This is a genomic window from Flavobacterium sp. I-STPP5a (assembly GCF_009764685.1).
GTDB lineage: Bacteria > Bacteroidota > Bacteroidia > Flavobacteriales > Flavobacteriaceae > Flavobacterium.
This window is the reverse complement of record NZ_VHLM01000057.1, coordinates 51364-76495: the sequence shown is the minus strand read 5'-3', so window position 1 is coordinate 76495 and position 25132 is coordinate 51364. Positions and strand designations below refer to the sequence as shown.

Below are 25132 nucleotides of genomic sequence, written 5' to 3'. Positions count from 1 at the left end.
CGTGTTATGGATTGTCTTTTTTATAACTCGCTATGGATGTCCATTCTTTTATTTTAGATCCGGCATTGTATCTTGCTGCTTTGTAAATTTTACCTTCGTGGTAAAAAATGCTTAAGCCATTTTCAAGATTGTTATTAAATTCAATTTTCCTTTGAATTTTACCGTTGACATCATATACAATCCACCACTTTGTTTTTTTATCGTTAAAGTAATGTCCTTCTTCTTTCTTATTGCCGTTTTTGTGATAAAAGAACCAGTAATCTGTTTTTTTGTTTTGGTTTACCCAACCCTCAGAACTTAGTTTTCCGTTATCGTAATAATTTTTTATATATGTTTTTTGTGCTTTTGCAGCTATAAAACATAGTAAAAATAATATTGTAAGTAATTGATTTTTGTTTTTCATATAATTCTATTTGCCCTACACAGCGGTAGGGCCATATAGGATTATAACTTATTTAATGTCCAATCAAATTCATAAGTTTTTACGGTCAACTTATTGTCTATTTTTTTCTCTAAGAATAAATTAATGAAGTCAATTTCATTAAAATAGTTTACTGCAAAGTCTTTTTTGTACCACTCAAATATTTTTGGCAATTCTATTGTCTTATTTTCCTTGTCAACATAAAAGTAATACTTAGAGTTGATTACTAATGTTGCTCTTGCTTTTATTTGTTCATCAACTGTTGTTGGCAAATAAGCAGTATTTAATAAAGGTGAACCACCATTTGCAGCACTTGTTAGTGTAAAGTGAATAGCTGGATCAAAAAATAAATCTCTCAAGATAACATTTTCAATATCATCTAAAGTCAATTCTTGATTTCCTACTAAAAAACTTTCAACACTAAAAAATCCTGGAACTTTCTCTACTGATTCAATTGGGAATTTATCAACTACACTTTTAATGACACGTAAATTATATACATTAATCCAGAATGCTTTTGCTACTTTTTTATCGCTAAATTTTGTATCTAGTTTTTCTATATTACTTAAAATATAAACAAGTTCTCCTGGACTTTTTTTGATTGAAAAGTAATCTACTTTACCCTCTGGAGATACGTTTTTCTTCAAGAACATTGTTGCTTGTTCAAAAAACAATTCTGTAGTTTGAGCTTTAGAAACTAATGTTAAGCCAAAAAAACAAAGCGTTAAAATAATTTTTTTCATTTTGAAATTCTTTAATTACTATTGGTTATAAATCTATTTAATTGAAAATTTAATTTTTAATGTTGTTCTCACTGTTTTTAAACATAAAATGTTTTGCAAGTCCATTATGTATGAATATTATGCAATTAAAAACTTTGATTCCTAAATTTTTAAATGAAATGATTATTAATGTATTAGTTATAAATGTTTTAACTAAGATAGTGAATTAATAATACCATAACATGCAATTCATTTGACTGTTCAAAAAATCAGTACTTCAAACTCTATTCCAAATTTTGCGCAAAGATATAATAATTATATAGACAATCGAAAATATTGTTCATTTAGCTCATAATTCAATAATTCCCACTATTACAAAGAACGTATTTTAATTAAAAAATCATTTTTATAAGATCTTAATATATTTTATAGGAGCACTTTTTACAAACTATCGTATTCCTATTATTATAAAGATAAAGATTTGGAGTATGTATCTCCTTTATTTAGCTATCTACGAGTTATTAGCTTATGTAGTTTTAGGATTTAGCAATTAAAATTTATAAGCGTTTTTTTTTAAAGCAAGAAGCTAAGCTATGTTGTTGCTTTATAATGAGTTGTTAACTTTAAAAGTTTAATTTATTTATGTGCCAGTGTATTTTTAATTCTGTGAAAATTACTTAATCGTTAATCTGTATTTTAATTTATTAACATTTAAATTGTCTATTATGCAGTTTCTACTTGTGGTTTTTTATTAGTGTATTTTTTTAGTCTGTTTATTTAAAATTATATGCAATTAATTTGGATAGTCATTTTTTACATCTATATTTGTGCAATCGATTACATTTTGTGTTTTTTAATAATTATTTATAAAATGTTTTATCGTTCAATAGTCAATAATTAATGAAATAAATGATACCCACAACAATATGAATCAAAAAAATAATAAAATTGGAAGCTATCGTTGGTCTATTTGTGGATTGCTATTTTTTGCAACAACAATTAATTATCTAGACAGACAAGTTTTATCTTTGACTTGGAGTGAATTTATTGCACCAGAATTTCATTGGACGAATAATGATTACGGAAACATAACTGCGTTATTCTCTATTTTTTATGCTGTTTCATTGTTGTTTGCAGGTCGTTTTGTAGACTGGATGGATACCAAAAAAGGTTTTTTGTGGGCTATCGGGATTTGGTCATTTGGTGCTTGCTTGCATGCTTTTTGTGGTATTGCCACTTCTGGAATTATCACTGGCAATTGGTTTGTGGGTTTTGAAGGCGCAAAAGAAGCTTTGAAAACAGTTAATGACACGGGACTAATCATAAATGTTAGTGTAACCTTATTTATTTTTGCCCGATTTGTTTTAGCGGTAGGTGAGGCCGGTAATTTTCCTGCTGCAATAAAAACTACGGCAGAGTATTTTCCTAAGAAAGATAGAGCTTTTTCGACCAGTATTTTTAATGCTGGTGCAACAGTAGGTGCCTTAGCAGCTCCTATCTCAATTCCGTTTATTTCTAAAGCATTTGGTTGGGAAATGGCTTTCATAATTATTGGTGCACTTGGTTTTGTTTGGATGGGTTTCTGGGTTTTTATGTATGATAAACCTGAAAAACATCCTAAAGTTTCACAATCAGAGTTAGAATACATTCAACAAGATGATATTGCCGATAGTAAACTAGTGGGCTATGCTCCAGAGTCAAATTCAAAAGTTACACTTAAAGATTGTTTTAAATACAAACAAACTTGGGCATTTGCTTTTGGCAAATTCATGACTGATGGCGTTTGGTGGTTTTTCTTATTTTGGACACCAGCCTATTTAAGTTCTGTTTATAATATGGGTTCAACACAATCAGCATTGCCATTGTTTGTGCTTTATATGATTACATTATTATCAATAATTGGTGGTTGGTTGCCAACGTACTTTGTTGAAAAGAAAGGTATGAATCCTTATGAAGGCAGAATGAAAGCCATGCTTATTTTTGCTTTTTTTCCACTCTTAGCACTCATAGCGCAACCACTTGGGCATATTAGTTATTGGCTTCCAGTAATTATTATTGGGATTTCAGGAGCGGCACATCAATCGTGGTCTGCTAATATTTTTACAACCGTGGGAGATATGTTTCCTAAAAAAGCAATTGCTACAATAACAGGAATAGGAGGTCTGGCAGGAGGAATAGGTTCAACATTAATTAATAAAGGTTCTGGTGTTTTATTTGATTATTCAAAAGAAACGAATATGGTTTTTATGGGTTTCAAAGGTATTGAGGCTGGATATTTTATTATTTTTTCAATCTGTGCTGTGTGTTATTTAACAGGCTGGATAGTAATGAAGTCTTTGGTGCCTAAATACAGTCCTATAACCTCTCTGTAATTCTTAATTTAAAATATTTATAAACTATTTTGCCAAAGTTTTATTTTATCAAGTACCTTTGTGCAATCGATTACATAAAAAAAATAATACATGACAAATTTTTCTTTTAGATATGCAACCAATCCTACTGATTTCAAAAAGTATGGAACTGATGAATTGAGAGAACAGTTTTTAATAGAAAATATATTTGTTCCTGATGAAATTCAGCTTACGTATTCCATGTATGATCGGTATGTTGTTGGTGGAGTTATGCCAGTACAATCAAGCTTAAAATTAGAAACAATTCCATATTTAAAGTCTGAAAACTTTTTAGATAGGAGAGAATTGGGAATAATCAATGTAGGTGGAGCTGGAGTTGTAACCGTTGATGGAGTTGTCTATGAATTGAATACTAAGGAAGCGCTTTATGTAGGTCAAGGTTGTAAAGAGGTTCTTTTTGCAAATGCTGATGGACAACAAGCCTTGTTTTATATCAATTCGGCACCAGCTCATACTTCTTATCCAACAAAAAAAATTGGTAGAGAAGATGCGGAAATCATTCCACTGGGAGATGAAATTACAGCTAATAAACGCATTCTAAATAAGCTGATAGTAAATAGTATTGTACAAACCTGTCAACTTCAAATGGGACTAACAGAGTTGTTACCGGGTAATGTTTGGAACACCATGCCCGCTCATACTCATGATCGCAGAATGGAAGCTTATTTTTATTTTGATATAAAAGCTCCACAAACAGTGTGTCATTTTATGGGAGAGCCACAAAATACAAGGCATCTTTTTATGCAAAATCACCAAGCAGTTTTATCACCAGAGTGGTCTATACATTCAGGTGCGGGTACAAGCAATTACTCTTTCATTTGGGGTATGGCTGGAGAGAATTTAGATTATGGAGATATGGATATTGTAGCACCTAATGAACTAAGATAATACCTATGAATTTATTTGATTTAAATGGAAAAAGAGCTTTGATTACCGGTGGAACCCACGGATTAGGTTTGGCTATGGCCGAAGGTCTCGCTCAAGCTGGTGCAGCACTTGTCATTACAGGAACAACACCCTCTAAAATGGAAGAAGCTCTTGCCTATTATTCGCAAAAAGGATATACCGTTTCGGGTTATTTATTTGATGTTACGGATGAGAATGCAGCAGCAGAAAATCTTGAACGCATTACAAAAGAGCAAGGTGATATTCATATTTTAATAAACAATGCGGGTATTATTAAGAGAGAATTAGCTGTTAATATGCCTATTGCTGATTTTAGAAAGGTGATTGATGTAGATCTTGTTGGTCCGTTTATTATGTCTCAACTTGTTGCTAAACAAATGATTGAAAGACAAGAAGGCAAGATAATTAACATTTGTTCTATGATGAGTGAGCTAGGACGCAATAGCGTATCTGCTTATGCTGCTGCAAAAGGTGGACTCAAGATGCTTACTAGAAATTTAGCTACAGAATGGGCAAAGTACAACATTCAAGTTAATGGGATTGGTCCAGGATATTTTGCCACTACACAAACAGAACCTATACGCGTAGATGGTCATCCGTTTAACGATTTTATAATCAATAGAACACCAGCTGCACGTTGGGGAAATCCTGAAGATTTAGCAGGTACAGCTGTTTTTTTAGCTTCAAAAGCTAGTGACTTTGTAAACGGTCAAATTGTATATGTAGATGGTGGAATTTTGGCCACTATTGGGAAACCTACAAACGAAAATTAATTCAAAAATTAAAAAAATGAGTGCGCCATTTATACACGATAATTTTTTATTAGAAAATAAATATGCAGAAGAGTTGTATCATGATTTTTCTAAAAATCAGCCTATTATAGATTATCATAATCACCTTTCACCACAGTATATTGCTGAAGATAAAATTTTTGAAAATTGTACTCAAGTTTGGATAAATGGAGACCATTACAAGTGGCGTGCCATGAGAACTCTGGGTATTAAGGAACAATTTATTACTGGAAATGCAACTGATAAAGATAAGTTTTTACAATGGGCTAAAACGGTTCCTTATACTATGCGTAATCCATTGTATCATTGGACACACCTAGAACTTGCCAGATATTTTGATATTCATGAGCTATTAAATGAAAAAACAGCCGAAAAAATCTATGAGGAGTCATCGGCAAAAATAGCTTCAAAAGAATACAGTACTCAAAACTTGTTGAAAAAAGTAAATGCCAGTTTTGTGTGTACAACTGAGGATCCAATTGACACTCTAGAACACCATCAGTCTTTGACTAAAAACCCATTTGAAACGAAAGTTAGTACCGCTTTTAGACCAGATAAAGCTATTCTTATTTTAAACGATGGTTATAATGCTTACATCAATTCATTAGGTGAAGTTGCAGGTATTTCTATTGATTCGTATGCTGATTTGTGCATAGCTTTAGAAAAAAGAATTGATTATTTTGATCAAAACGGTTGTAAACTTTGTGATCATGGCTTGGATCAAATTTATTTCGAAAGTTTTACTGAGGTTGAAGTAAATCGTATTTTTAGAAAGAAAAGAGAAAATGTGTCTATAACTACTGCGGAGGCTTTTAAATTTCAATCAGCGATTTTATTGTTTTTATCCGAAACGTATCACAAGTATGGCTGGGTGCAACAGTTTCATTTAGGAGCATTACGAAATAATAATGAGCGAATGCACCGTGTTTTAGGGCCAGACACAGGATGGGATTCTATAGGGGATTATCCGCAAGCTTTAAAACTTTCTCGTTTTTTAAACGCTTTGGATAGCCAAGATAAATTAACAAAAACGATAATTTATAATTTGAATCCTGCTGATAATGAAGTTATGGCTACTATGATTGGTAATTTTAATGATGGTAGCGTAAAAGGAAAAGTGCAATTTGGTTCAGGATGGTGGTTTTTAGATCAAAAGGATGGAATGACAAAACAATTGAACGCACTTTCTAATATGGGGTTAATAAGTTGTTTTATAGGAATGTTGACTGATTCTAGAAGTTTTTTATCATTTCCAAGACATGAATATTTCCGTAGAATTTTGTGCAATTTGTTAGGTGATGAAATTAAAAGGGGAGAGTTACCACCAGATATGGAATGGATTGGTAAAATGGTTTCTGACATTAGCTACCACAATGCAAAAGAGTATTTTAATTTGTAATTCAAAAGCTTATGTCTCAAAATAGTTCTAATCAATTATTTTTCTTGGCAGATAAAATGCAATGGGAAATTGCTAGTACTGGTGTTTTAAGACAGCTAACAGGATTTGATGATCGTGTTATGATGGTGAATGTTAGGTTTAAAGAAGGCGCTATAGGACCTATGCACAAGCACACGCACACACAACTGACGTATGTAGCCGAAGGCAAGTTTGAGGTTACCATAGAATCTGATACCTGTGTTTTAAAAAAAGGGGATTCATTTCAGGTTCCTTCTAATAGTTTACATGGTGTTTTATGCTTAGAAGAAGGCATTTTGATTGATGTTTTTAGTCCTATGAGAGCTGATTTTATTAAATAGTAAAGGAATATTGAATGAGTAAAGTAGTCACTTTTGGCGAAATAATGTTAAGACTTTCAACAGAAAGGCATTTGCGTTTTGAACAAGCCAAAACTTTTACTGCATCTTACGGTGGAGGTGAATTTAATGTAGCGGCATCATTGGCAAATTATGGAATTGAAGCTGAATTTGTTACTAGAATTCCTGATAATGAGATAGGAGTTTGTGCAGAGAAAGAAATGAGAAAAATGAACGTAAGTTCTAAAAACATTCTTCGGGGCGGGGAACGTTTGGGTACTTATTTTTTAGAAACTGGAGCAGGAACAAGAGGTAGTAATGTGGTTTATGATAGGGCTCACAGCGCTATGGCTACAATTACTAAAGGGTTAATTAATTGGGAACAGGTTTTTGAGGGTGCAACATGGTTCCACTGGAGTGGTATTACTCCAGCAATTTCTAATAGTGCTGCCGAAGCTTGCTTAGAGGCTGTTCTTGTGGCTCATAAATTGGGATTAACTATTTCATGTGATTTAAATTATAGATCTAAATTATGGCAATATGGTAAAACTCCTAGTGAAGTTATGCCAGAAATTCTTAAATACAGTAATGTCATTTTAGGTGATATTGATACAGCATATTTTATGTTGGGTTTATCTAAAGTGCAACCTAATTATCAAGACTTAGTTTCGTTGCCGTCCTTATATGGTAAATTATTTCAGCTATGTCCTAACTTAAAAATTGCAGCTACGACACTCCGCTATTCTGTGAGTGCATCACACCAAAGAATTGGAGGTATATTATATGATGGTAAACATATAAGTAATGCAGCAGTAAAAGAAGTAACGCCTGTGGTGGATAGAGTGGGTAGTGGTGACGCTTTTATGGGTGGTTTAATTTATGGATTATTGAATTTTCCAGTAAGTAATCAACGTGCTTTAGATTTTGCAGTTGCCGCTTGTTGTTTAAAACATACCATTGCAGGAGATTATAACTTGGTTACAATAAAAGAAATAGAAAACATGCTAGATGGAGACGGGTCTGGTTTAGTTTCACGATAAAATAGTAATATATGGCACGATATTCTAGAATTGAAGTAGCAAATGCAATGGCGGCAACGGGTTTAGTCCCATTGTTTTTTCATAATGACGTAGAACTTGGAAAAAAAATTATAAAAGCATGTTATGATGGTGGTGCCAGATTGATGGAGTTTACCAGTCGTGGTGATTTTGCTTTTGAAGTTTTTGGAGCCTTAAACAAATATGCATTATCAGAACTTCCAGGAATGATTCTAGGTGTAGGTTCTGTTACTGATGCTGCTGCAGTATCGCTGTACATGCAACTTGGAGCTAATTTTATTATTACGCCTGTATTGCGGGAAGATATTGCACTTATTTGCAATCGTAGGAAAGTACTTTGGTCACCGGGTTGCGCATCCCTTACAGAGATTGCTCGTGCAGAGGAATTAGGATGTGAAATTGTAAAACTTTTCCCTGGAGATGTATACGGTCCTCAATTTGTTAAGGGGATCAAAGGTCCTTGTCCTTGGACTAGTATTATGCCTACAGGTGGGGTAACTACAGATAAAGCAAACTTAAAAAGTTGGTTTGATTCAGGTGTAACTTGTGTAGGTATTGGTTCTCAATTAATATCACAAGTTGTAATAGAAAATCAAGATTTTTTTGGACTTGAAAACACAGTAAGAAACACCCTTGAAAATATAAAACAGATTCGAGACGAAAATAAAAAGTAAATGGAAACTAATTTTTCATTAAAAGGGAAGGTGATTGTAGTCACTGGAGGAACTGGAATTATAGGATATTCATTTATAAAAAGTATTGTTAGTGCAGGTGGTATTGTTGGTATTCTGGGCAGAAATGAAAAAATAGCTCATCAACGAGTTCAAGAAATACATGATAAAGGTGGTAGGGCCATTGCCTTACTTGCAGATGTTACAAATGAAGCCCAATTACTTTTAGCAAGGGATAAAATGTTAGATGCTTTTGGAAGGATTGATGGTTTAGTAAATGCTGCAGGAGGAAATATTCCAGATGCCGTTGTGCAACCAGATCAGGATATTTTTAGTCTTAACATTAATGCTTTAGAACAAGTGATGCAGTTAAATTTACTAGGAACAATTTTACCTACACAGGTTTTTGGTGCAAGTATTCAACAAGCAGGATCGGGCAGTATAGTTAATATTTCATCTGTAGTATCTCAACTGGCGGTAACTAAAGTTTTAGGGTATAGTTTAGCTAAATCATCAATAGACAGTTACACTAAATGGTTTGCAACAGAACTTGCCAAACGGTATGGAGATGCCATCAGAATGAATTCTATTGCGCCAGGTTTTTTTTTAACAGAACAAAACAAAACCTTGCTTACAAACCAAGATGGAACTCTTACTGATAGAGGAAATCAAGTATTGCAAAGTACTCCTTTCAAACGTTTTGGTCATCCTGATGAACTTGCAGGAGCATTAATATGGTTGTTAAGTGACGCATCAAAATTTGTCACCGGTTCTAAAATTACAGTAGATGGTGGCTTTACAATTTTTAGTGGAGTATAAATATAGTATTATAGTAAAGGTATAATAAGCGACTTATACTGTGTTTTTTTGATCGTTATTCTTAACTCCTCATAGAGAATAAAAGGATGTAAGCATAAAAGTAAGTCGTTTATAATACTCTTTCAGAAAATTTCTACTTTTTTAGGTCTATTATAAGTGCCATAAAAGAGTTTTAAATAATTTAAAATCATGAATTTAAATAGAAAAAATACAAACCTAGAGGTCTTAAATCCTATAAAAGTGGTGCAATTTGGCGAAGGTAATTTTTTAAGAGCTTTTGTTGATTATGCTTTTCAAGAGCTTAATGATTCTTTAGAATTTAATGCAGGAATTGCGGTTGTTCAACCCATAGAGAATGGTATGGTCGACTTGCTTAACAATCAAGATGGTTTGTATACGCTATTCTTGAAAGGATTAGCTAAAGGTCAAGAAATCCAAGAGAAAAAATTAATTACAAACTTGGTTACAGGGATTAATCCTTATGTAAACTTTCAGGATTTTTTGGCTTTAGCCAAAGAAAAGGAGCTTCAATTTGTGATTTCTAATACTACTGAGTCTGGAATTGCTTATGTCTCATCAGACACTCCTACAATGCAACCACCTAGTTCTTATCCCGCTAAGTTAACACTTCTTTTATACGAAAGATTTAAGTTTTTTAACGGTGATCCTAATAAAGGTTTGTGTATTATTCCATGTGAGTTAATTAATAATAATGCAGATACGCTTAAGGAATTCATTATCAAATACAGTAATGATTGGAATTTAGGCACTGATTTTATGGATTGGATAAACCAAAATAATAGTTTTCATAATACGCTAGTTGATAGGATTGTACCTGGTTATCCAAGAACTGAAATTGAGGAATACAACAATCAATTAGAGTATACCGACAATTTAATTGTAACTGCTGAAACCTTTTTTCTGTGGGTTATTGAAGGTGGTGACGCTTTAAGAGCCAAATTACCTTTTCATAAAACCAGTTTAGATGTGAAAATTGTAGATGATATGCAACCGTATAGAACGAGAAAAGTTCGTATTTTAAATGGTGCTCATACTGCTATGGTTCCATTTTCATTGCTATTTGGTAATAAAACTGTAAAACAAACTGTAGATCATATTTTTACAGGATCTTTTGTCAATGATGCTATTTTTAAAGAAATAAATGAAACCATAGCAATGAACAAGGTTGAACTTGATCTTTTTGCAGAGGACATTTTAGACCGTTTTAGAAATCCATTCATAAAACATAATTTATCAAGTATTGCGCTCAATTCTATTGATAAATTTAAAGTTAGAGTGTTGCCAAGTATTGTGGAATATGTTAAAAAGTTTGATAAAACACCAACAAATCTTACCTTCTCTTTTGCTTGTCTTATTATGTTTTATCAAGGAACTTGGAACGGAGAAAAACTGCCGCTTGATGACAATCCCGAAATTATAACTTTTTTTCATGAGATTTGGAAAACAAATAGTTTAGAGGAAGTAGTTCAGAAAACGCTTTCAAATATTGGTTTTTGGGGGCAAGATTTAAATGCAATTAATGGATTATCCCATGATTTAGTGTTAGCATTGACGGAAATTGAAAAAAATGGGATTGAAAAGGGCTATGCTAATTTCAGTCAAAAAAAATAACTTCATCAACGAATTACATTTTTTATTATGCAAAAGAAATTAATAAAAGTAAACCCATCAGATAATGTAGCAGTTGCATTAGTTAATCTTGCAGCTGGTGAAAATATCAATTTTGAAAATGATACAATTACCATTACTGCTGCAGTAAAAATGAAGCATAAAATTGCCTTGAATGATTTAAATTTAGGGGATAGAATCATCATGTACGGAGTTTTAGTTGGCAAAGCGAGTGCATTTATAGAAAAAGGTGGATTACTTTCTACTGATAATGTAAAGCATGAAAGTGATGCTGTATCTGGAAAAACAGATACTATTGGTTGGGAGGTTCCTAATATTGATAAATGGAAAAGTCGAACTTTTAATGGGTATCACAGAGAAGACGGTCAAGTAGGGACCGAAAATGTGTGGCTTTTTTTTCCGCTTGTTTTTTGTGAAAACAGAAATATTGAAATCTTAAAAGATATTTTTGAAAAAGAACTCATGAAGCCTAAAGAGAATGATTATCAATTGTTATTGAGGTCATTAGTAAGTGCTGAAAACGGGGAAAACGAAACGATTTCAAAGACAAAAAATTCAGATTTGTTTCAAAATATTGAAGTGAAATTTATAACTCATCAGGGTGGTTGCGGTGGTATTCGTCAAGATTCACATAGTTTAGCTAAATTATTAGCTGGTTATGTAAATAATCCTAATGTTGCTGGTGCAACTGTTTTAAGTTTAGGGTGTCAAAATTTACAAATCCAAATTTTTAAAGATGCGCTACACGAAATAAATCCTACGAGTACAAAACCAGTTTTGATTTATGATCAGCAACAAATAGGTACTATTGAAGCTATGTTAAATAGTGTTGTTAAAGACACTTTTGAGGCGATTAAAAAAGCCAATGAATTGGAAAGAAAACCAGCTCCTTTGTCTAAACTTTCTATTGGTTTAGAATGCGGTGGATCTGATGGTTTTTCAGGTATATCGGCAAATCCAACTTTGGGAGTTACCTCAGATTTGTTGACGGCTCTTGGTGCAACTGCCATACTCTCAGAGTTTCCAGAATTGTGTGGAGTAGAACAAGAATTAGTGAACCGTTGTGTTGATGATGAGGCTGGCGTTCGATTTTTGGAACTAATGAAATGGTACGAAAAAACAGTAGTTGATGCAGGCTCAGGATTTGATATGAATCCGTCACCTGGTAATATTAAAGATGGTTTGATTACAGATGCAATGAAATCTGCTGGCGCTGCAAAAAAAGGAGGAACTTCACCTATTGTTGGTGTTTCTGATTATGGAGAATATATTACAAAACCAGGCTTGAACTTACTTTGCACACCCGGAAACGATGTTGAATGCACTACTGCTATGGTAGGATCAGGAGCTAATATGGTTCTTTTTACCACAGGTTTAGGAACGCCAACGGGGAATCCTATTGCACCAGTTGTAAAAATTTCTTCTAATACTGACTTAGCGCAAAAGATGTCTGATATTATTGATATTGACACGGGAGGTATCATAACAGGAGAAAAATCAATTGATGAAATGGCCGATGAAATGCTGGAATTTATTATCCAAGTGGCAAGCGGCGACATAAAAACAAAAGCTGCTTTGTTAAATCAGAATGATTTTATACCTTGGAAAAGAGGAGTTTCCTTGTAAATCAAAGTATTAAATTTTTTCAAGTATTTTTAATTGAATACTAAATAGAATTAATTAAAAACGGGTGTTGCTCAACAGTAACACCCGTTTTTTATTCCTGATTTCTTAAGGATGATTTTCTGATGTGTAATATTGGATTGAGAACAATCTTTTTTTCAATTTTAAAATTGTCAGAAGAACTCATTTGTTCTAAAAATACTTTTGCAGCCATTTTACCCATTTCTTGTGGGGATTGATCTATAGTTGTGATAGAAAGTTCCATAAATTTTGTAAACGGTTCGTTTCCAAAACCCACTACACAAAAATCTTGTGGCAAAGTATAACCTTGACTTTTTAATTCTTGTATGGCTCCTAATGCAGCAAAATCACTCGCCGAAAATATAGCGTCTGGTGGCGTTTCTAGTTGTAATAATGTTTTGGTTACCAATGCTCCTTCCTCTAAATTACTTTTTGATCGAATAACATATTCCTCTATAAAAGGAAATCCATGGTCTAGTAATGCTTTTTGATATCCTTTAAAACGATTTTCATAAATTTCAAGAGATTGATCACCACTCAAATGAGCAATTTTCGTACAGCCTTGATCTATCAAATGTTTAGTAGCCATATAACCCGCTTTGAAATCATCAATAGTAATGGAGCTTACGCCATCTATATTTTTCTTTCTATCAAAAAAGATTAGCGGTACATTTTTTTCTAAAACCCTATGAATTATTTTTTCATTTTTCTTTGACTCGTTTGTAATAGAAATCATAATCCCATCTACTTGAGCGTCAAGTAAGGTGTTTATGTTTTCAATTTCTCTATTTTCATCTTCATGAGTTTGACAAATGATGACGTTGTATTTATTAGGGTGAAGTTCTTCTTCGATACCACGAATAACAGAACCAAAAAAATTAGTATTGATACGAGGAACAATTACACCAATATTTCCGCTTTTTCCACTGCGTAAAGCTAGAGCAAGTCGGTTTTGCTTATAGTTCATTTTTTCGGCAGTATCAAGAACAAGCTTAATGGTGGACTCACTAATTTTGGGGTTTTTATTTAGCGCTCTTGATACAGTTGCTGCTGATATGTTGAGCTCTTTAGCGATATCGTAAATTGTTGTTTTCTCACTCATTGGGAATCAGTAGTTTATATTGATGTTGTAAAGTTAGTGCTTTTTTATTAATAATACGGCTATGTTATCGATTGTATAAATCTAAATTTAGTTTCATTTTCACAAAAGTAATACTAGTTATAATGTAGTTTATATAACAATATATTACATTAAGTGAATAAAAACAATATTTTTTTTATAGTACTGATATTTTTATCGATTTAATTTTGGTAAAATGAAAATAAATATTTACGTTTGTGTAATCGATTGCATTAATTGATTGCATTATTTAATAAGTACACGCATTTTTTAATTTTGAAAAATAAAATGATAGCAAAATACTCTTATACAGTTCAGTTATTCTTATCTATCGCTCTATTGTGTTGCGTGGTACTTTCTTGTTCTACAACTAAGACAAAAGTAGCTGTAGGTGTTGATCCATGGAAAGAAATGGCTTTAATATTAGATAGTATCAAAGCTCCTCAATTTCCAAATAAGAATTATATAATTACTGATTTTGGGGCTCAATCTGGTGGAGTAATTAATGCAAGTGAGGCTTTTAAAAAGGCAATAAATGCTTGTACAAAGAATGGAGGAGGGAAAGTGGTTGTCCCTGCGGGAAAGTTTTTAACGGGACCTATTCATCTTGAGGATAATGTAAACCTACATTTAGAGCAAGGTGCAGAAATTGTGTTTAGTATTAACCCAAAAGATTATCCACTAGTGCATACCTCTTGGGAAGGAACTGAATTAATGAATTATTCTCCACTAATATATGCATATCAAAAAAAGAACGTTGCTGTGACAGGCAAAGGAGTTTTAAATGGTCAAGCCAATAATGAAAATTGGTGGTGGTGGTGTTCTAAAAAAGAATATGGATGGGAAGAAGGAAAACCCAATCAAAACGATCCTCTAAACCGATTGCGATTGATTGATTTGGCTGAAAAAAGAGTGCCTGTTGAAGAGCGTATTTTTGGCGAAGGCCATTACTTAAGACCTAGTTTTGTGGAATTTTTTGATTGTAAAAATGTGCTTTTAAAAGATGTGAAAATAATAAATGCTCCTTTCTGGATTGTGCATCCTATAAAATCAGTAAATGTTACCATTGATGGAATTACGGTGGAGAGTCATGGTCCTAATAATGATGGTTGCGATCCTGAATATTCTAAGAATGTATTAATTAAGAATTGTGTTTTTAATACAGGAGATGATTGTATTGCAATAAAATCAGGAAGAGATGCTGATGGTAGACGTGTGGCTATGAAAAGTCAAAATATTATTGTTCAAAACTGCAAGATGATTGACGGTCACGGCGGTGTGGTGATAGGCAGTGAAATATCTGGAGGAGTGAGTAATGTTTTTGTTGAAAATTGTGTGATGGACAGTCCAAATTTAGACAGAGCCATCCGAATCAAAACCAATTCGAATAGAGGAGGGCTAATAGAGAATGTTTTTGTTAGAAATTTAAAAGTAGGTCAGGTTAAAGAAGCGGTTTTAAAACTGAATATGTTTTATGAAGTCTATGGCGCTAAACCAGGTACTTTTATACCCCAAATTCAAAATATACATTTAGAAAATATAACCGTTCAAAACGGCGGAATGTATGGAATACTTGCTAAGGGTTATGAACAATCTCCTATAAGAAACGTGACTTTAAAAAATGTAAAAATCATAAAAGTTAAAGAAGCTTTCTCTATAGAAAATCTGGTAGGGCTTAAGTTGTCCAATACTTTCATTAATGGTGTAAAAGTAGAAGCACCAGCAAAAAATTAAATTTTATTATACTAACCAACCAAATTATTAAATTATGAATTTCAGACATTTATTAAAAAAAGGCTCTGCATGTTATGTTGCCTTTTTCTTATTACTGAGCTTGTTCACAGTTCAGGAGATGAAGGCTCAGCAACCTTCCTCTGTTACAGGAACTATTACTGATGCTGCAGGATTGACATTGCCAGGAGTAAATGTGGTTGAAAAAGGAACGCGTAATACAGCAAGCACAGATTTATCTGGTAATTTTACTATAAAATTGACAAATGAAAAAGCAGTATTACAAATAAGTTTTGTAGGTTTTGTTTCTCAAGAAGTAAATGTAACAGGTAAGGAAACTATAAAAATTGCTTTAGTAGAGGAATCTCAATCCTTGAAAGAAGTAGTAGTGGTTGGATACGGTAAGGTTAAGAAAAGTGACTTGACAGGTGCAGCAACAACATTAGATGCTAAGGCATTAACAGAAAGAGCGGTAACAAATGCTGTAGAAGCGCTACAAGGAAATGTTGCTGGAGTTCAAATTTCTACTTCAACTGGAAGAATTGGTGATAAATTTCAAATTGCTATTCGTGGTAAGAGTACTTATGGTGACGCTACTCCACTCTTTGTAGTTGATGGCGTATTAACTGATGGAATCGATTTTTTAAACCCACAAGATATCGCTCGTATTGATGTGTTAAAAGACGCCTCTTCTACAGCGATTTATGGGTCAAGAGGTTCAAACGGGGTAGTAATTGTAACTACAAAAAGTGGAAGTACAGCAAAAAAAGGAATGACTGTTACCTTCGATTCGTTTTTAGGAATAAAAGAGGTGGCTCGTATGCCTAAATTTATGGACGGTCCAAAATGGTTTTTGTACCATCAGTCTGCATTTATTACAGAACCAAATGTAACGACACCAGCTACTTTAGAAACGGCTGTTGTAGGTACTCAAAATACGTTGTTAAGACAACGTGTTAACAATAATGAAACCTACGATTGGGTAGATGGTATTTTACAATCTGGAATACAAAAAAACAATTATCTTTCTATCTCTGGATTGTCTGGAAATGGAATAGGATATAACTTAGGGTTGGGTGTTCAAAATGAAACTGGTAGTATTGCTAACGAGTCATTGGATAAATACAATTTTAAGGCAGGAATTACAAATAAGGTAAATGAGCAATTTAATTTTGGTGTAAACACAACAATCGCTGTGAGTGATCAACAGCAAGGTAGTGCTGTAGCTATGCGCGAAGCATTTAGATTAAGCCCATATTATTTACCTTACGATAGCAGCGGACAATTAACACCAACACCAGGTAGAATTTTTGCGCCAGGTACTACAAACACAATACTTAACAAGACAACGACTTATAATCCTTTTTTAGAGATACAAAATACATCTGACGAAACAAGAAGATGGAACGGTATTATGAATGTTTTTTTAGAATACAAACCTTTACAATGGCTTACTTTTAAAACTAACTATTCTGGTAATTATGATAGTACAACTAGAGGAAGATCATGGGGGCCCTTAACAAACACTGGTACTACAAGTGACAATAAGCCATCTGGGGAGTTGACAAAAACGCAACGCTATATTTTTAACTGGGATAATCAATTTAATATCAATTATACTATCAAGAAACACGCGTTCAATTTTTTAGGACTTCAATCTATTTACTCCAATACTTTTGAAAGTGCATTTCAAAGCTCAAGAAATTTACTTCAAGATACTGGATATTACAATTTAGGTTTTGGACTACAATCTACCTTTAATTTATCTAATACCTTTTCTAAAGAAACTTTAGCTTCTTTCGCAGGAAGATTAAATTATAGTTATAATGACAGATACCTTTTAACTGTATCTAACAGATGGGATGGCTCTTCGAAATTTGCAAAAGGAAATCAATGGTCCTCTTTCCCTTCTGCAGCTATTGCGTGGAAAATCAATGAAGAATCATTTTTAAGGAACGTAAATCAAATTTCACAACTAAAAGCAAGAGTAAGTTACGGTTTTACAGGAAATAATAATATAGATGCTTACAGCTCTCAAAACTTAACTAACTTGCAAACTTTTTATGACTTTAACGGTGTATTAGCATACGGATTGTTTGCTAATTCACTTTATAATCCTAATATTACTTGGGAAAAAAATAGAGAGTTAAACTTAGGATTGGACTTTGGTTTATTTCAAAATAGAATCTCTGGAACTGTCGATGTGTACGATAGATTATCTAAAGATCTTTTGTTTAGACGTCAATTACCAAGAGAATCTGGATGGGCTTACACGAATGATAACGTAGGTTCTGTGAGTAATAAAGGGATTGAAGTACTTTTAACTACAAAAAACATTAAAACCAGTAATGTTCAATGGGAAACGACTTTCATTTTTAACAAAAACACCAATAAGATTAAATCCATTTACGGACAAGATCAAGTGAGTGATGTAGTCAATAATTTATTTATAGGTCAGTCTATTGATGTGTTGTATAATTTTCAATTTGATGGTATCTGGCAACCTAATCAAGCAGCTCAAGCAGCTGTTTATGGACAGGCTCCTGGTCAAGCAAGAGTAGTTGATATTAATAATGATGGCAGAATAACACCTGAAGACAGAACCTTCCTGGGAAATACTAATCCAGATTGGTCTGGAAGTATCACTTCCAGATTGACCTATAAAAACTTTGATTTTACAGTATCTGCTTTTACAAACCAAGGGGTATTAGCATTCAGTCAATTCCACCAAAATTTTACTGACTTAAATGATAGAGGACGTCAAAAATTAGACATCGATTGGTATATTCCTGAAAATACAGAAGGTTTACCTGTTAACTTTTCAAATGAATATCCTTTTCCAAGAAATGAAGGGACGTATTGGAGAGATAATGGTGTAGGATATTACAAAGATGCATCATTCATTAAAATCAAGAATATCAATTTCGGGTATACCTTAAATAAAGAAGTAAGTAAAAAAATTGGGTTAAGCGATTTTAGAATTTATGCAAATGTTCTAAATCCATTTGTTTTCACTAAATATGAAGGCTATGATCCAGAATGGGCAAGTGCAGGTTTCAATGTATCTCGTGTAAGTACCATTACATATCAACTTGGTTTAAGTGTTAAATTTTAAATAAAAATGAAAATGAAAAAAATAGTAAAACTATTAAGTGTTTTTATAATACTTGCAACTTATTCTTGTAGCGATTTTCTAGAAGAAGATAATAGAACTTTCAATGAAGCAGATCAATATTATCGTACTGCTGATGGCTTTGAATCATTAGTAAATGCAAATTTTTCGCAACTAAGAGAAATTTATGGAAATGACCCTTGGTTGTTCGAAGCAGGCACCGATTTATATGCACGAGGCAGAAATGTTGAACCTCTTGGATTAAGTGAATATAAAGAGCTAAATTCAACTTCACCAGGTGTTGAGATGCTATACAATGCTTGTTACAACGCAATATTGAAAGCCAATACAGGTTTATATTATTCAACTTTAACACAACAAACTTCAACTATTCCTGCTAGAAAAGGAGAATTAAAATTTCTTCGTGCAAATGCTTATTTTCTATTGGTGCAAACCTATGGCGGTGTTGGATTAGTAACTGACTATAGTCCCAATGCGGTCCTACAATTTGACAGAAGTTCGGCTGAAACAATTTATACTTTTGTAGTAAAAGAATTAGAAGAATCTCTTGCTTTAATTTCTGCTAATGCGTCTAGTTCTAGAATAAACAGAAGAGCTGTACAGCATTTATTAGCAAAAGTGCATTTAACAAGAGCCTATGAAACTTTTGCTGCTCCCACTGACTTTGCTACTGCTGCTTCTTATGCAGACGCCGCCATTGCAGGCAATGGTTTAACTCTTTCTTATAGTGCTTTATGGACACCTGGTTTTGAAGCAAACTCAGAAGTTCTTTTTTCAGTGCAATATGACGCAAACTCTGTGACAGCTGATCCACAAACTTTAGGTAATAAGCAAGCGAATTACTTTAGTTCTTACTTGGGCGGACCAGGTTTAGGTGCACCATTTAAAACCTATACTTTGTGCCCAACTGCTTTTGCCATTGGTTTATTCGAACAAAATGATACTAGATGGTCAGCAACGTTTATGACAGAGGTGTACACAAGATACAATGACTTCTATGAATCTGCAAATTTGACAGCCGCTAACGTGAGACATTTCTATGAACCAAAATGGTTTACACTTGCTGATAGAGCCGCATATAAAGCTACTCATCCTGGTGTTCTTTCTCCATCAACTAATTATCATAATTATGGTACTTATATGGCTGCTGGTGGTTTAAGTAGAGATTACCAAACTATACCTGTGAAAAAATTTGATGATCCTAAAGCGCCTTATGCCTCTGGAAATAACTCTAGAGTAAGTAGAAGAGATTTCATTGTATCACGATTAGCAGAAACTTATCTAATTGCTGCTGAGGCTTATTTAAACACAAATCCAACTACAGGTTTGGCTAGGTTAAATGTAGTAAGAGCAAGAGCTGGAGTGGCTAATGCTACACTTGCACAATTTAATATTGATTTCATTTTAGATGAAAGAGCTCGCGAGTTATTGGGTGAATACCATCGTTGGTTTGATTTGAAACGTACTGGAAAACTAGTACAAAGAGCTTCTCTACACCATTATTTAATACAACCTAGCAATTTTAATGGTACTGGCGGAAATCTTAAAATATTAAGACCAATACCACAAGAAGCATTAGACCTTAATCGTAATAAAAACTATCCGCAAAATCCTGCGTACTAAATATATTGAAGTTTTGGTTTAATGATTTTTTTTGAGTTTGTTAAAAAAGGGGTTTGATGTTTGTATCAAGCTCCTTTTTCTCTTAAATTTCATTATTCTTAAAGTATAAAATAGCTAAAAAAACTTATTTATATCATTTCTTTAGTCAAAGACAATTATGAAAAATTTAAAAATAATAGCAGGTGTTTTTTTGTTGAGTTCTCTTGCTACACTAGCACAAAAAACTCATAATAGTAGAAAAACCTACGCCGAAATCTCTGTAAAAGAGGGCGGCAAATGGGAAGGTCGAAAATACATTGGTGGTACCTTCAAAAATGTTCAAAAATTGAAACTAGCGCCAGAACATATTGATCATTCGTTTGATATTCGCTACGAAGGTCCAGGCTGGGAAAGCAACAAAATTGGCTACCGTTTGTATCTAGATTGGAGAAATGCCATTGACATTTTTGGAAAAAAAACCGAAGCGATTGTTTTGCCGCAAGTCGGACAAGATGGTTTTGACTCCTATCACGAAATGAGTGATTGGGGTGCCGACATCCTTAAAGCGGGAAAAGGAATTGGAATTGGTTCCATAGATCGATATGTTAACAACCAAAGATTGCACTTTTATGAGGTCGATTCTACCTTAGCAAAAGTAGAGAACAAATCCAAATCATCTGGGGTAAAAATCAATTACTACGGTTGGAAAACAGCGGGGAAAAAAATTGATTTTATGTCTAAATTAACGATTAGCCCAAACCAACGTCATACCCAACATACCATTCAAGCCTCTAAAGCAATTAGTGGTATTTGTACAGGAATTGTAAAGCAAAAAAATACGGAAATTTTAAAAAAAGTGAGCCAAAACAAAAAATGGGCTTATCTCGCCACTTACGGCACTCAATCGCTAATTCCAGACCAGCTAGGCATGGCCATTTTCTACGAAGTGAGTACAATAGAATCTGAAGTGAATGCAGAATTTGATCATCTTTTAATTTTTAATCCTTCAACTCAACCCGTAACCTTTTACTTTTTAGGTGCTTGGGAACAGGAAAAAGACGGAATTAAAAATAAAGAAGCTTTTGTAAAATACTTGGACGAAAAACTAAACGAACTCAACAAAAAAGGTGAAATTTAATTGTAAAGAGCAAAAAATTATGAAAAAAAATAGCTTCAACTCACTCATTGCAGTTCTTCTAGTAGTATTTGGAGGCAGTATCCTTAATGCGCAAACCATATCTCCAAAACTAAAATGGTCAGAGCGCATGGCCGCTACAATAATGCTGCAGCACAAAGAATCCTTCATGATTGATCACGCTACTTCTTCAAAATGGGATTACGTTCATGGACTAGTTTTGACTTCCATGGAAGAATTGAATAAAAAACATCCTAACCCAAAATATAGCGAGTACATAAAATCGTATGTAGACAAACTCATCCAAAACGATGGAACTATTGATAGCTACAAATTTGATTCGTACAATATTGATATGGTAGTAGCCGGTAGATTATTATTTGATATTTATGGTAAAACCAAAGAGGAAAAGTATCTAAAAGCATTGCAAACGCTCAGAAAACAAATCGAGGAACAACCCAGAACTGCTAGTGGTGGATTTTGGCACAAAAAAATATATCCTAACCAAATGTGGTTGGACGGATTGTATATGGGAGAGCCTTTTTATGTGCAATACACCATGACTTTTGAAAACGGAAAAAGTTTAGACGACATCGCCAAACAATTTGAACTCATTCAAAAAAATGATCGCGATCCTAAAACTGGACTGTTGTATCACGGTTGGGACGAAAGTAAACAAATGCCTTGGGCCAATAAAACGACTGGAACGACTCCAAATTTCTGGTCTCGTTCTTTGGGTTGGTATGCTATGGCCTTGGTTGATGTCTTAGATTATATGCCCAAAAATCATCCAAAACATAAGGAATTAGTAAGTTATTTGAACCAATTGGCCTCAGCATTGGTTCCTTTTCAAGATGCTTCCGGACTTTGGTACCAAGTAACCGACAAAGGAGCAGTTGGTGGAAATTATTTAGAAGCGTCTGGAACGGCTATGTTTGCTTATGCTTTTGCCAAAGGAGCCAACAAAGGATACTTACCCAAAAAATATAAAAAAATCGCTCAAAAAGCCTTTAATGGTCTTACAGGAAAATTGGTTAAAATTGGCTCAAATGGCGAAGTGATAATCACTCAAGCCTGCGCTGTGGCAGGGCTTGGGGGAAATCCTTACCGCGATGGCTCTTTTGAATACTATGTAAACGAAAAGAAAAAAGACAACGACCCAAAAGCTTCGGGTCCGTTCATACTTGCTGCATTGGAACTCAACAAATAACAATGTAATTCAAGTGTTTTATATGGTAAAAACGAATAAAAAATAGTAAGACTATCGGAACTTAGTTGCCGAAAAACGAGCAATGGAACACCTCAACGGTGTTGAATTACAACTGTTTTTTGTGATTAGGTTGGAACCAACAAGCATCACAAGCTAAAAATTAATTTTGTTAGTATTCAAAAATGAAAAGTATAAATATTTTAAGATTACTGTTTTTAATCTGTATTTTTAGTAGTGCAGCACAAGCTCAGGTTCTTGCGCAAAACTGGAAGGTCATTACCGAAATGAAAGACGGCCCTTGGTTTAGCAGCCCTGAAGCCATTGCCATTGCCGAAAATGTTTTGTTGTACCAACGCTCTATTGGCGGTTGGCCAAAAAACATACAAATGCAAAAAAGCCTAAACGATACCGAGAAAAAAAAGCTACTTTCTGAAAAAGACAGCACAGACGAAATCACTATAGACAATGGTGCTACCTCGCAGGAAATGCTTTTTCTATCCAAAATGTATCGCCAAAATCCAGACGAACGCTATCAAAAAGCTTTCATGCTTGGATTAGATTACTTGCTCAAAGCGCAATATGACAATGGAGGTTGGCCTCAGTTTTTCCCTTTAAAAAAAGGATATTACACCCACATCACTTTCAATGATGATGCAGTGGCAAACCTGCTATTTATGTTCAAAGAATTGAAAGACAAAAGCGACTATTTTGTCATAAAACTCTCAGAACCATTGGTCAATAAAATCAATTTAGCTTTCGGAAAAGGCATTGATTGCATCCTAAAAACACAATACAAACAAAACAATACCTTAACGGCTTGGTGTGCGCAACACGATGAAGTGACCTTGCTTCCTGCAAAAGCCAGAGCCTACGAATTGCCTTCGCTGAGCGGAAAAGAATCGGCAAAAATTGTCTTGCTGTTGATGTCTATCGAGAACCCATCGCCAGAAATTATTCAAGCCGTAAAAAGTGCGGTAACTTGGTTTGAAGCAACTAAGATAACCAATTTAAAAGAGGAACGAATCCTTAATGAAGCTGGAAAAATTACCAATAAAAAAATGATTGCCACCGAAAATGCAGAGCCTATTTGGGCTCGATTTATGGAGCTTGACACCAACGAACCTTTCTTTTGTGACCGAGATGGTATCAAGAAAAAAACAATAGAAGAAATTGGTTTCGAGAGACGAAACGGTTACGCTTGGTACACTAATGACCCCAAAGAAGTGCTAAAAAAATATCCCAATTGGTTAAAAAAAATTCAAACAGAGGAACCCAAAAAAAAAGACCAACAACCACTAACCAATGAAAATTATTTTGTGGTAGACGCTAACGGCTCTGGCAATTTTACCAAGATTCAAGATGCCATAAATGCGGCTCGTTCCTATCCCGATCAACGCATTGTAATCTATGTCAAAAACGGAAAATACTACGAAAAAGTAAAAATCCACGCTTGGAATACCAAAATTTCCCTCATTGGCGAAAGCAAAGAAAACACCATTATCAGCTTTGACGACCACTTCAAAAAAATGAATGTGGGAAGAAACAGTACCTTTCACACTTACACCGTTTTGGTAGAAGGAAACGATTTTATCGGACAAAACTTAACCATCGAAAATAGTTCGGGCGAAGTCGGACAAGCGGTTGCACTCAATGTCAACGCCAATCGGGTAAAAATTGAAAACTGCAATCTCTTCGGCAACCAAGACACGCTGTACACCTCAGGCGAGGGAACCAAAAACTATTTCAAAGATTGTTACATCCAGGGCACCACCGATTTTATTTTTGGCGACGCCACGGTTCTGTTCGAAAACTGTACGCTACACAGCAAAAAAGATTCCTATATCACTGCAGGTTCAACGCCTCAGGACAGCACTTTTGGCTACGTTTTCAAAAACTGTAAACTCACCGCCGACACTAGTGTCAAAGAAGTCTATTTGGGCAGACCTTGGCGAATCTATGCGAAAACCGTTTTCATAGATTGCACGATGGATGCCCATATTCTCCCGCAAGGATGGCACAATTGGTCAAAACCCGAAGCCGAAAAAACCAGCTTTTATGCCGAATACAATTGTTCTGGCCTAGGCTTTCAACCTCAAAAAAGAGTCCCGTGGTCGCATCAACTCACCAAAAATGAATCTAAAAAGTACACTATAGGTAATATTCTCAGTGACAAAATAAAAAAATGGTACCTAACCGCTAAATAATTAATTTTTACGAGCAGCAAAAATGGGCATTTCAGGAAATAAAGTCCCGCTGTCCCTCTAATCTTTTTTTATACTTGTCAGGTTTTAGCAACCTTACAAGTATAAAAAAAGGATTTTCCCTCCCATCGGGGCTAGCAGTCAATATAGTA

At 34.0% G+C, this 25132-nt stretch carries 19 protein-coding genes; 16 read left to right on the top strand and 3 right to left on the bottom strand.

Going from position 1 to position 25132, the window contains the following annotated elements; all coding sequences use genetic code 11:
• Positions 1-4: 4 nt before the first annotated feature.
• Both FJV36_RS10910 and FJV36_RS10905 read right to left on the bottom strand, forming a co-directional pair.
• Positions 5-403: a toxin-antitoxin system YwqK family antitoxin gene (locus FJV36_RS10910; protein WP_158729891.1), complete on the bottom strand. Its 399-nt coding sequence runs from the start codon at positions 401-403 to the stop codon at positions 5-7.
• 41 nt (positions 404-444) lie between these two features.
• The gene (locus FJV36_RS10905; protein WP_158729890.1) at positions 445-1164 is read right to left on the bottom strand and encodes a DUF547 domain-containing protein; all 720 of its coding nucleotides are present in this window, start codon (positions 1162-1164) and stop codon (positions 445-447) included.
• A gap of 905 nt (positions 1165-2069) precedes the next feature.
• Here FJV36_RS10905 and FJV36_RS10900 point away from each other — a divergent pair.
• The 10 genes from FJV36_RS10900 (at position 2070) to FJV36_RS10855 (ending at position 12830) form a co-directional block, all read left to right on the top strand.
• Positions 2070-3515, top strand: coding sequence for an MFS transporter (locus FJV36_RS10900; RefSeq protein ID WP_158729889.1), 1446 nt, complete (start codon positions 2070-2072; stop codon positions 3513-3515).
• Positions 3516-3605: 90 nt separating this feature from the next.
• Positions 3606-4442, top strand: coding sequence for a 5-dehydro-4-deoxy-D-glucuronate isomerase (gene kduI / locus FJV36_RS10895; protein ID WP_158729888.1), 837 nt, complete (start codon positions 3606-3608; stop codon positions 4440-4442).
• A gap of 5 nt (positions 4443-4447) precedes the next feature.
• On the top strand, positions 4448-5233 hold the full coding sequence (locus tag FJV36_RS10890) for a gluconate 5-dehydrogenase (RefSeq protein WP_158729887.1): 786 nt from the start codon (positions 4448-4450) through the stop codon (positions 5231-5233).
• 16 nt (positions 5234-5249) lie between these two features.
• A complete protein-coding gene (uxaC, locus tag FJV36_RS10885; protein ID WP_158729886.1) occupies positions 5250-6650 on the top strand; it encodes a glucuronate isomerase in 1401 nt (466 codons plus the stop codon).
• Between the two features lie 11 nt (positions 6651-6661).
• Positions 6662-7009, top strand: coding sequence for a cupin domain-containing protein (locus FJV36_RS10880; RefSeq protein WP_158729885.1), 348 nt, complete (start codon positions 6662-6664; stop codon positions 7007-7009).
• Positions 7010-7023: 14 nt separating this feature from the next.
• Complete coding sequence (locus FJV36_RS10875; protein WP_158729884.1) at positions 7024-8046, top strand: sugar kinase; 1023 nt, start codon at positions 7024-7026, stop codon at positions 8044-8046.
• An 11-nt stretch (positions 8047-8057) separates the two neighbouring features.
• Positions 8058-8738 carry a bifunctional 4-hydroxy-2-oxoglutarate aldolase/2-dehydro-3-deoxy-phosphogluconate aldolase gene (locus FJV36_RS10870; RefSeq protein ID WP_158729883.1) on the top strand — a complete coding sequence of 227 codons (681 nt, stop codon included), beginning with the start codon at positions 8058-8060 and terminating at the stop codon, positions 8736-8738.
• On the top strand, positions 8739-9554 hold the full coding sequence (locus tag FJV36_RS10865) for an SDR family oxidoreductase (RefSeq protein ID WP_158729882.1): 816 nt from the start codon (positions 8739-8741) through the stop codon (positions 9552-9554). It begins immediately after the preceding gene.
• 186 nt (positions 9555-9740) lie between these two features.
• A complete protein-coding gene (locus FJV36_RS10860) occupies positions 9741-11186 on the top strand; it encodes a tagaturonate reductase (protein WP_370514397.1) in 1446 nt (481 codons plus the stop codon).
• 27 nt (positions 11187-11213) lie between these two features.
• Positions 11214-12830 carry a UxaA family hydrolase gene (locus FJV36_RS10855; protein ID WP_158729880.1) on the top strand — a complete coding sequence of 539 codons (1617 nt, stop codon included), beginning with the start codon at positions 11214-11216 and terminating at the stop codon, positions 12828-12830.
• A 91-nt stretch (positions 12831-12921) separates the two neighbouring features.
• Here FJV36_RS10855 and FJV36_RS10850 read toward each other — a convergent pair whose 3' ends face one another.
• Positions 12922-13950: a LacI family DNA-binding transcriptional regulator gene (locus tag FJV36_RS10850; protein ID WP_158729879.1), complete on the bottom strand. Its 1029-nt coding sequence runs from the start codon at positions 13948-13950 to the stop codon at positions 12922-12924.
• Positions 13951-14256: 306 nt separating this feature from the next.
• Here FJV36_RS10850 and FJV36_RS10845 point away from each other — a divergent pair, with 306 nt between their 5' ends.
• From FJV36_RS10845 to pelA, 6 genes are all read left to right on the top strand, one after another.
• On the top strand, positions 14257-15702 hold the full coding sequence (locus FJV36_RS10845; RefSeq protein ID WP_158729878.1) for a glycoside hydrolase family 28 protein: 1446 nt from the start codon (positions 14257-14259) through the stop codon (positions 15700-15702).
• Between the two features lie 34 nt (positions 15703-15736).
• Complete coding sequence (locus tag FJV36_RS10840; protein WP_158729877.1) at positions 15737-18814, top strand: SusC/RagA family TonB-linked outer membrane protein; 3078 nt, start codon at positions 15737-15739, stop codon at positions 18812-18814.
• 12 nt (positions 18815-18826) lie between these two features.
• Positions 18827-20455 (top strand): RagB/SusD family nutrient uptake outer membrane protein, encoded by a 1629-nt coding sequence (locus FJV36_RS10835; RefSeq protein WP_158729876.1) that lies wholly within the window; start codon positions 18827-18829, stop codon positions 20453-20455.
• Between the two features lie 157 nt (positions 20456-20612).
• Positions 20613-21572 carry a DUF4861 family protein gene (locus tag FJV36_RS10830; protein ID WP_158729875.1) on the top strand — a complete coding sequence of 320 codons (960 nt, stop codon included), beginning with the start codon at positions 20613-20615 and terminating at the stop codon, positions 21570-21572.
• Positions 21573-21591: 19 nt separating this feature from the next.
• Positions 21592-22779, top strand: coding sequence for a glycoside hydrolase family 105 protein (locus FJV36_RS10825; RefSeq protein WP_158729874.1), 1188 nt, complete (start codon positions 21592-21594; stop codon positions 22777-22779).
• 182 nt (positions 22780-22961) lie between these two features.
• Positions 22962-24983: a pectate lyase gene (pelA, locus tag FJV36_RS10820; RefSeq protein WP_158729873.1), complete on the top strand. Its 2022-nt coding sequence runs from the start codon at positions 22962-22964 to the stop codon at positions 24981-24983.
• The last annotated feature ends 149 nt before the right edge of the window (positions 24984-25132 follow it).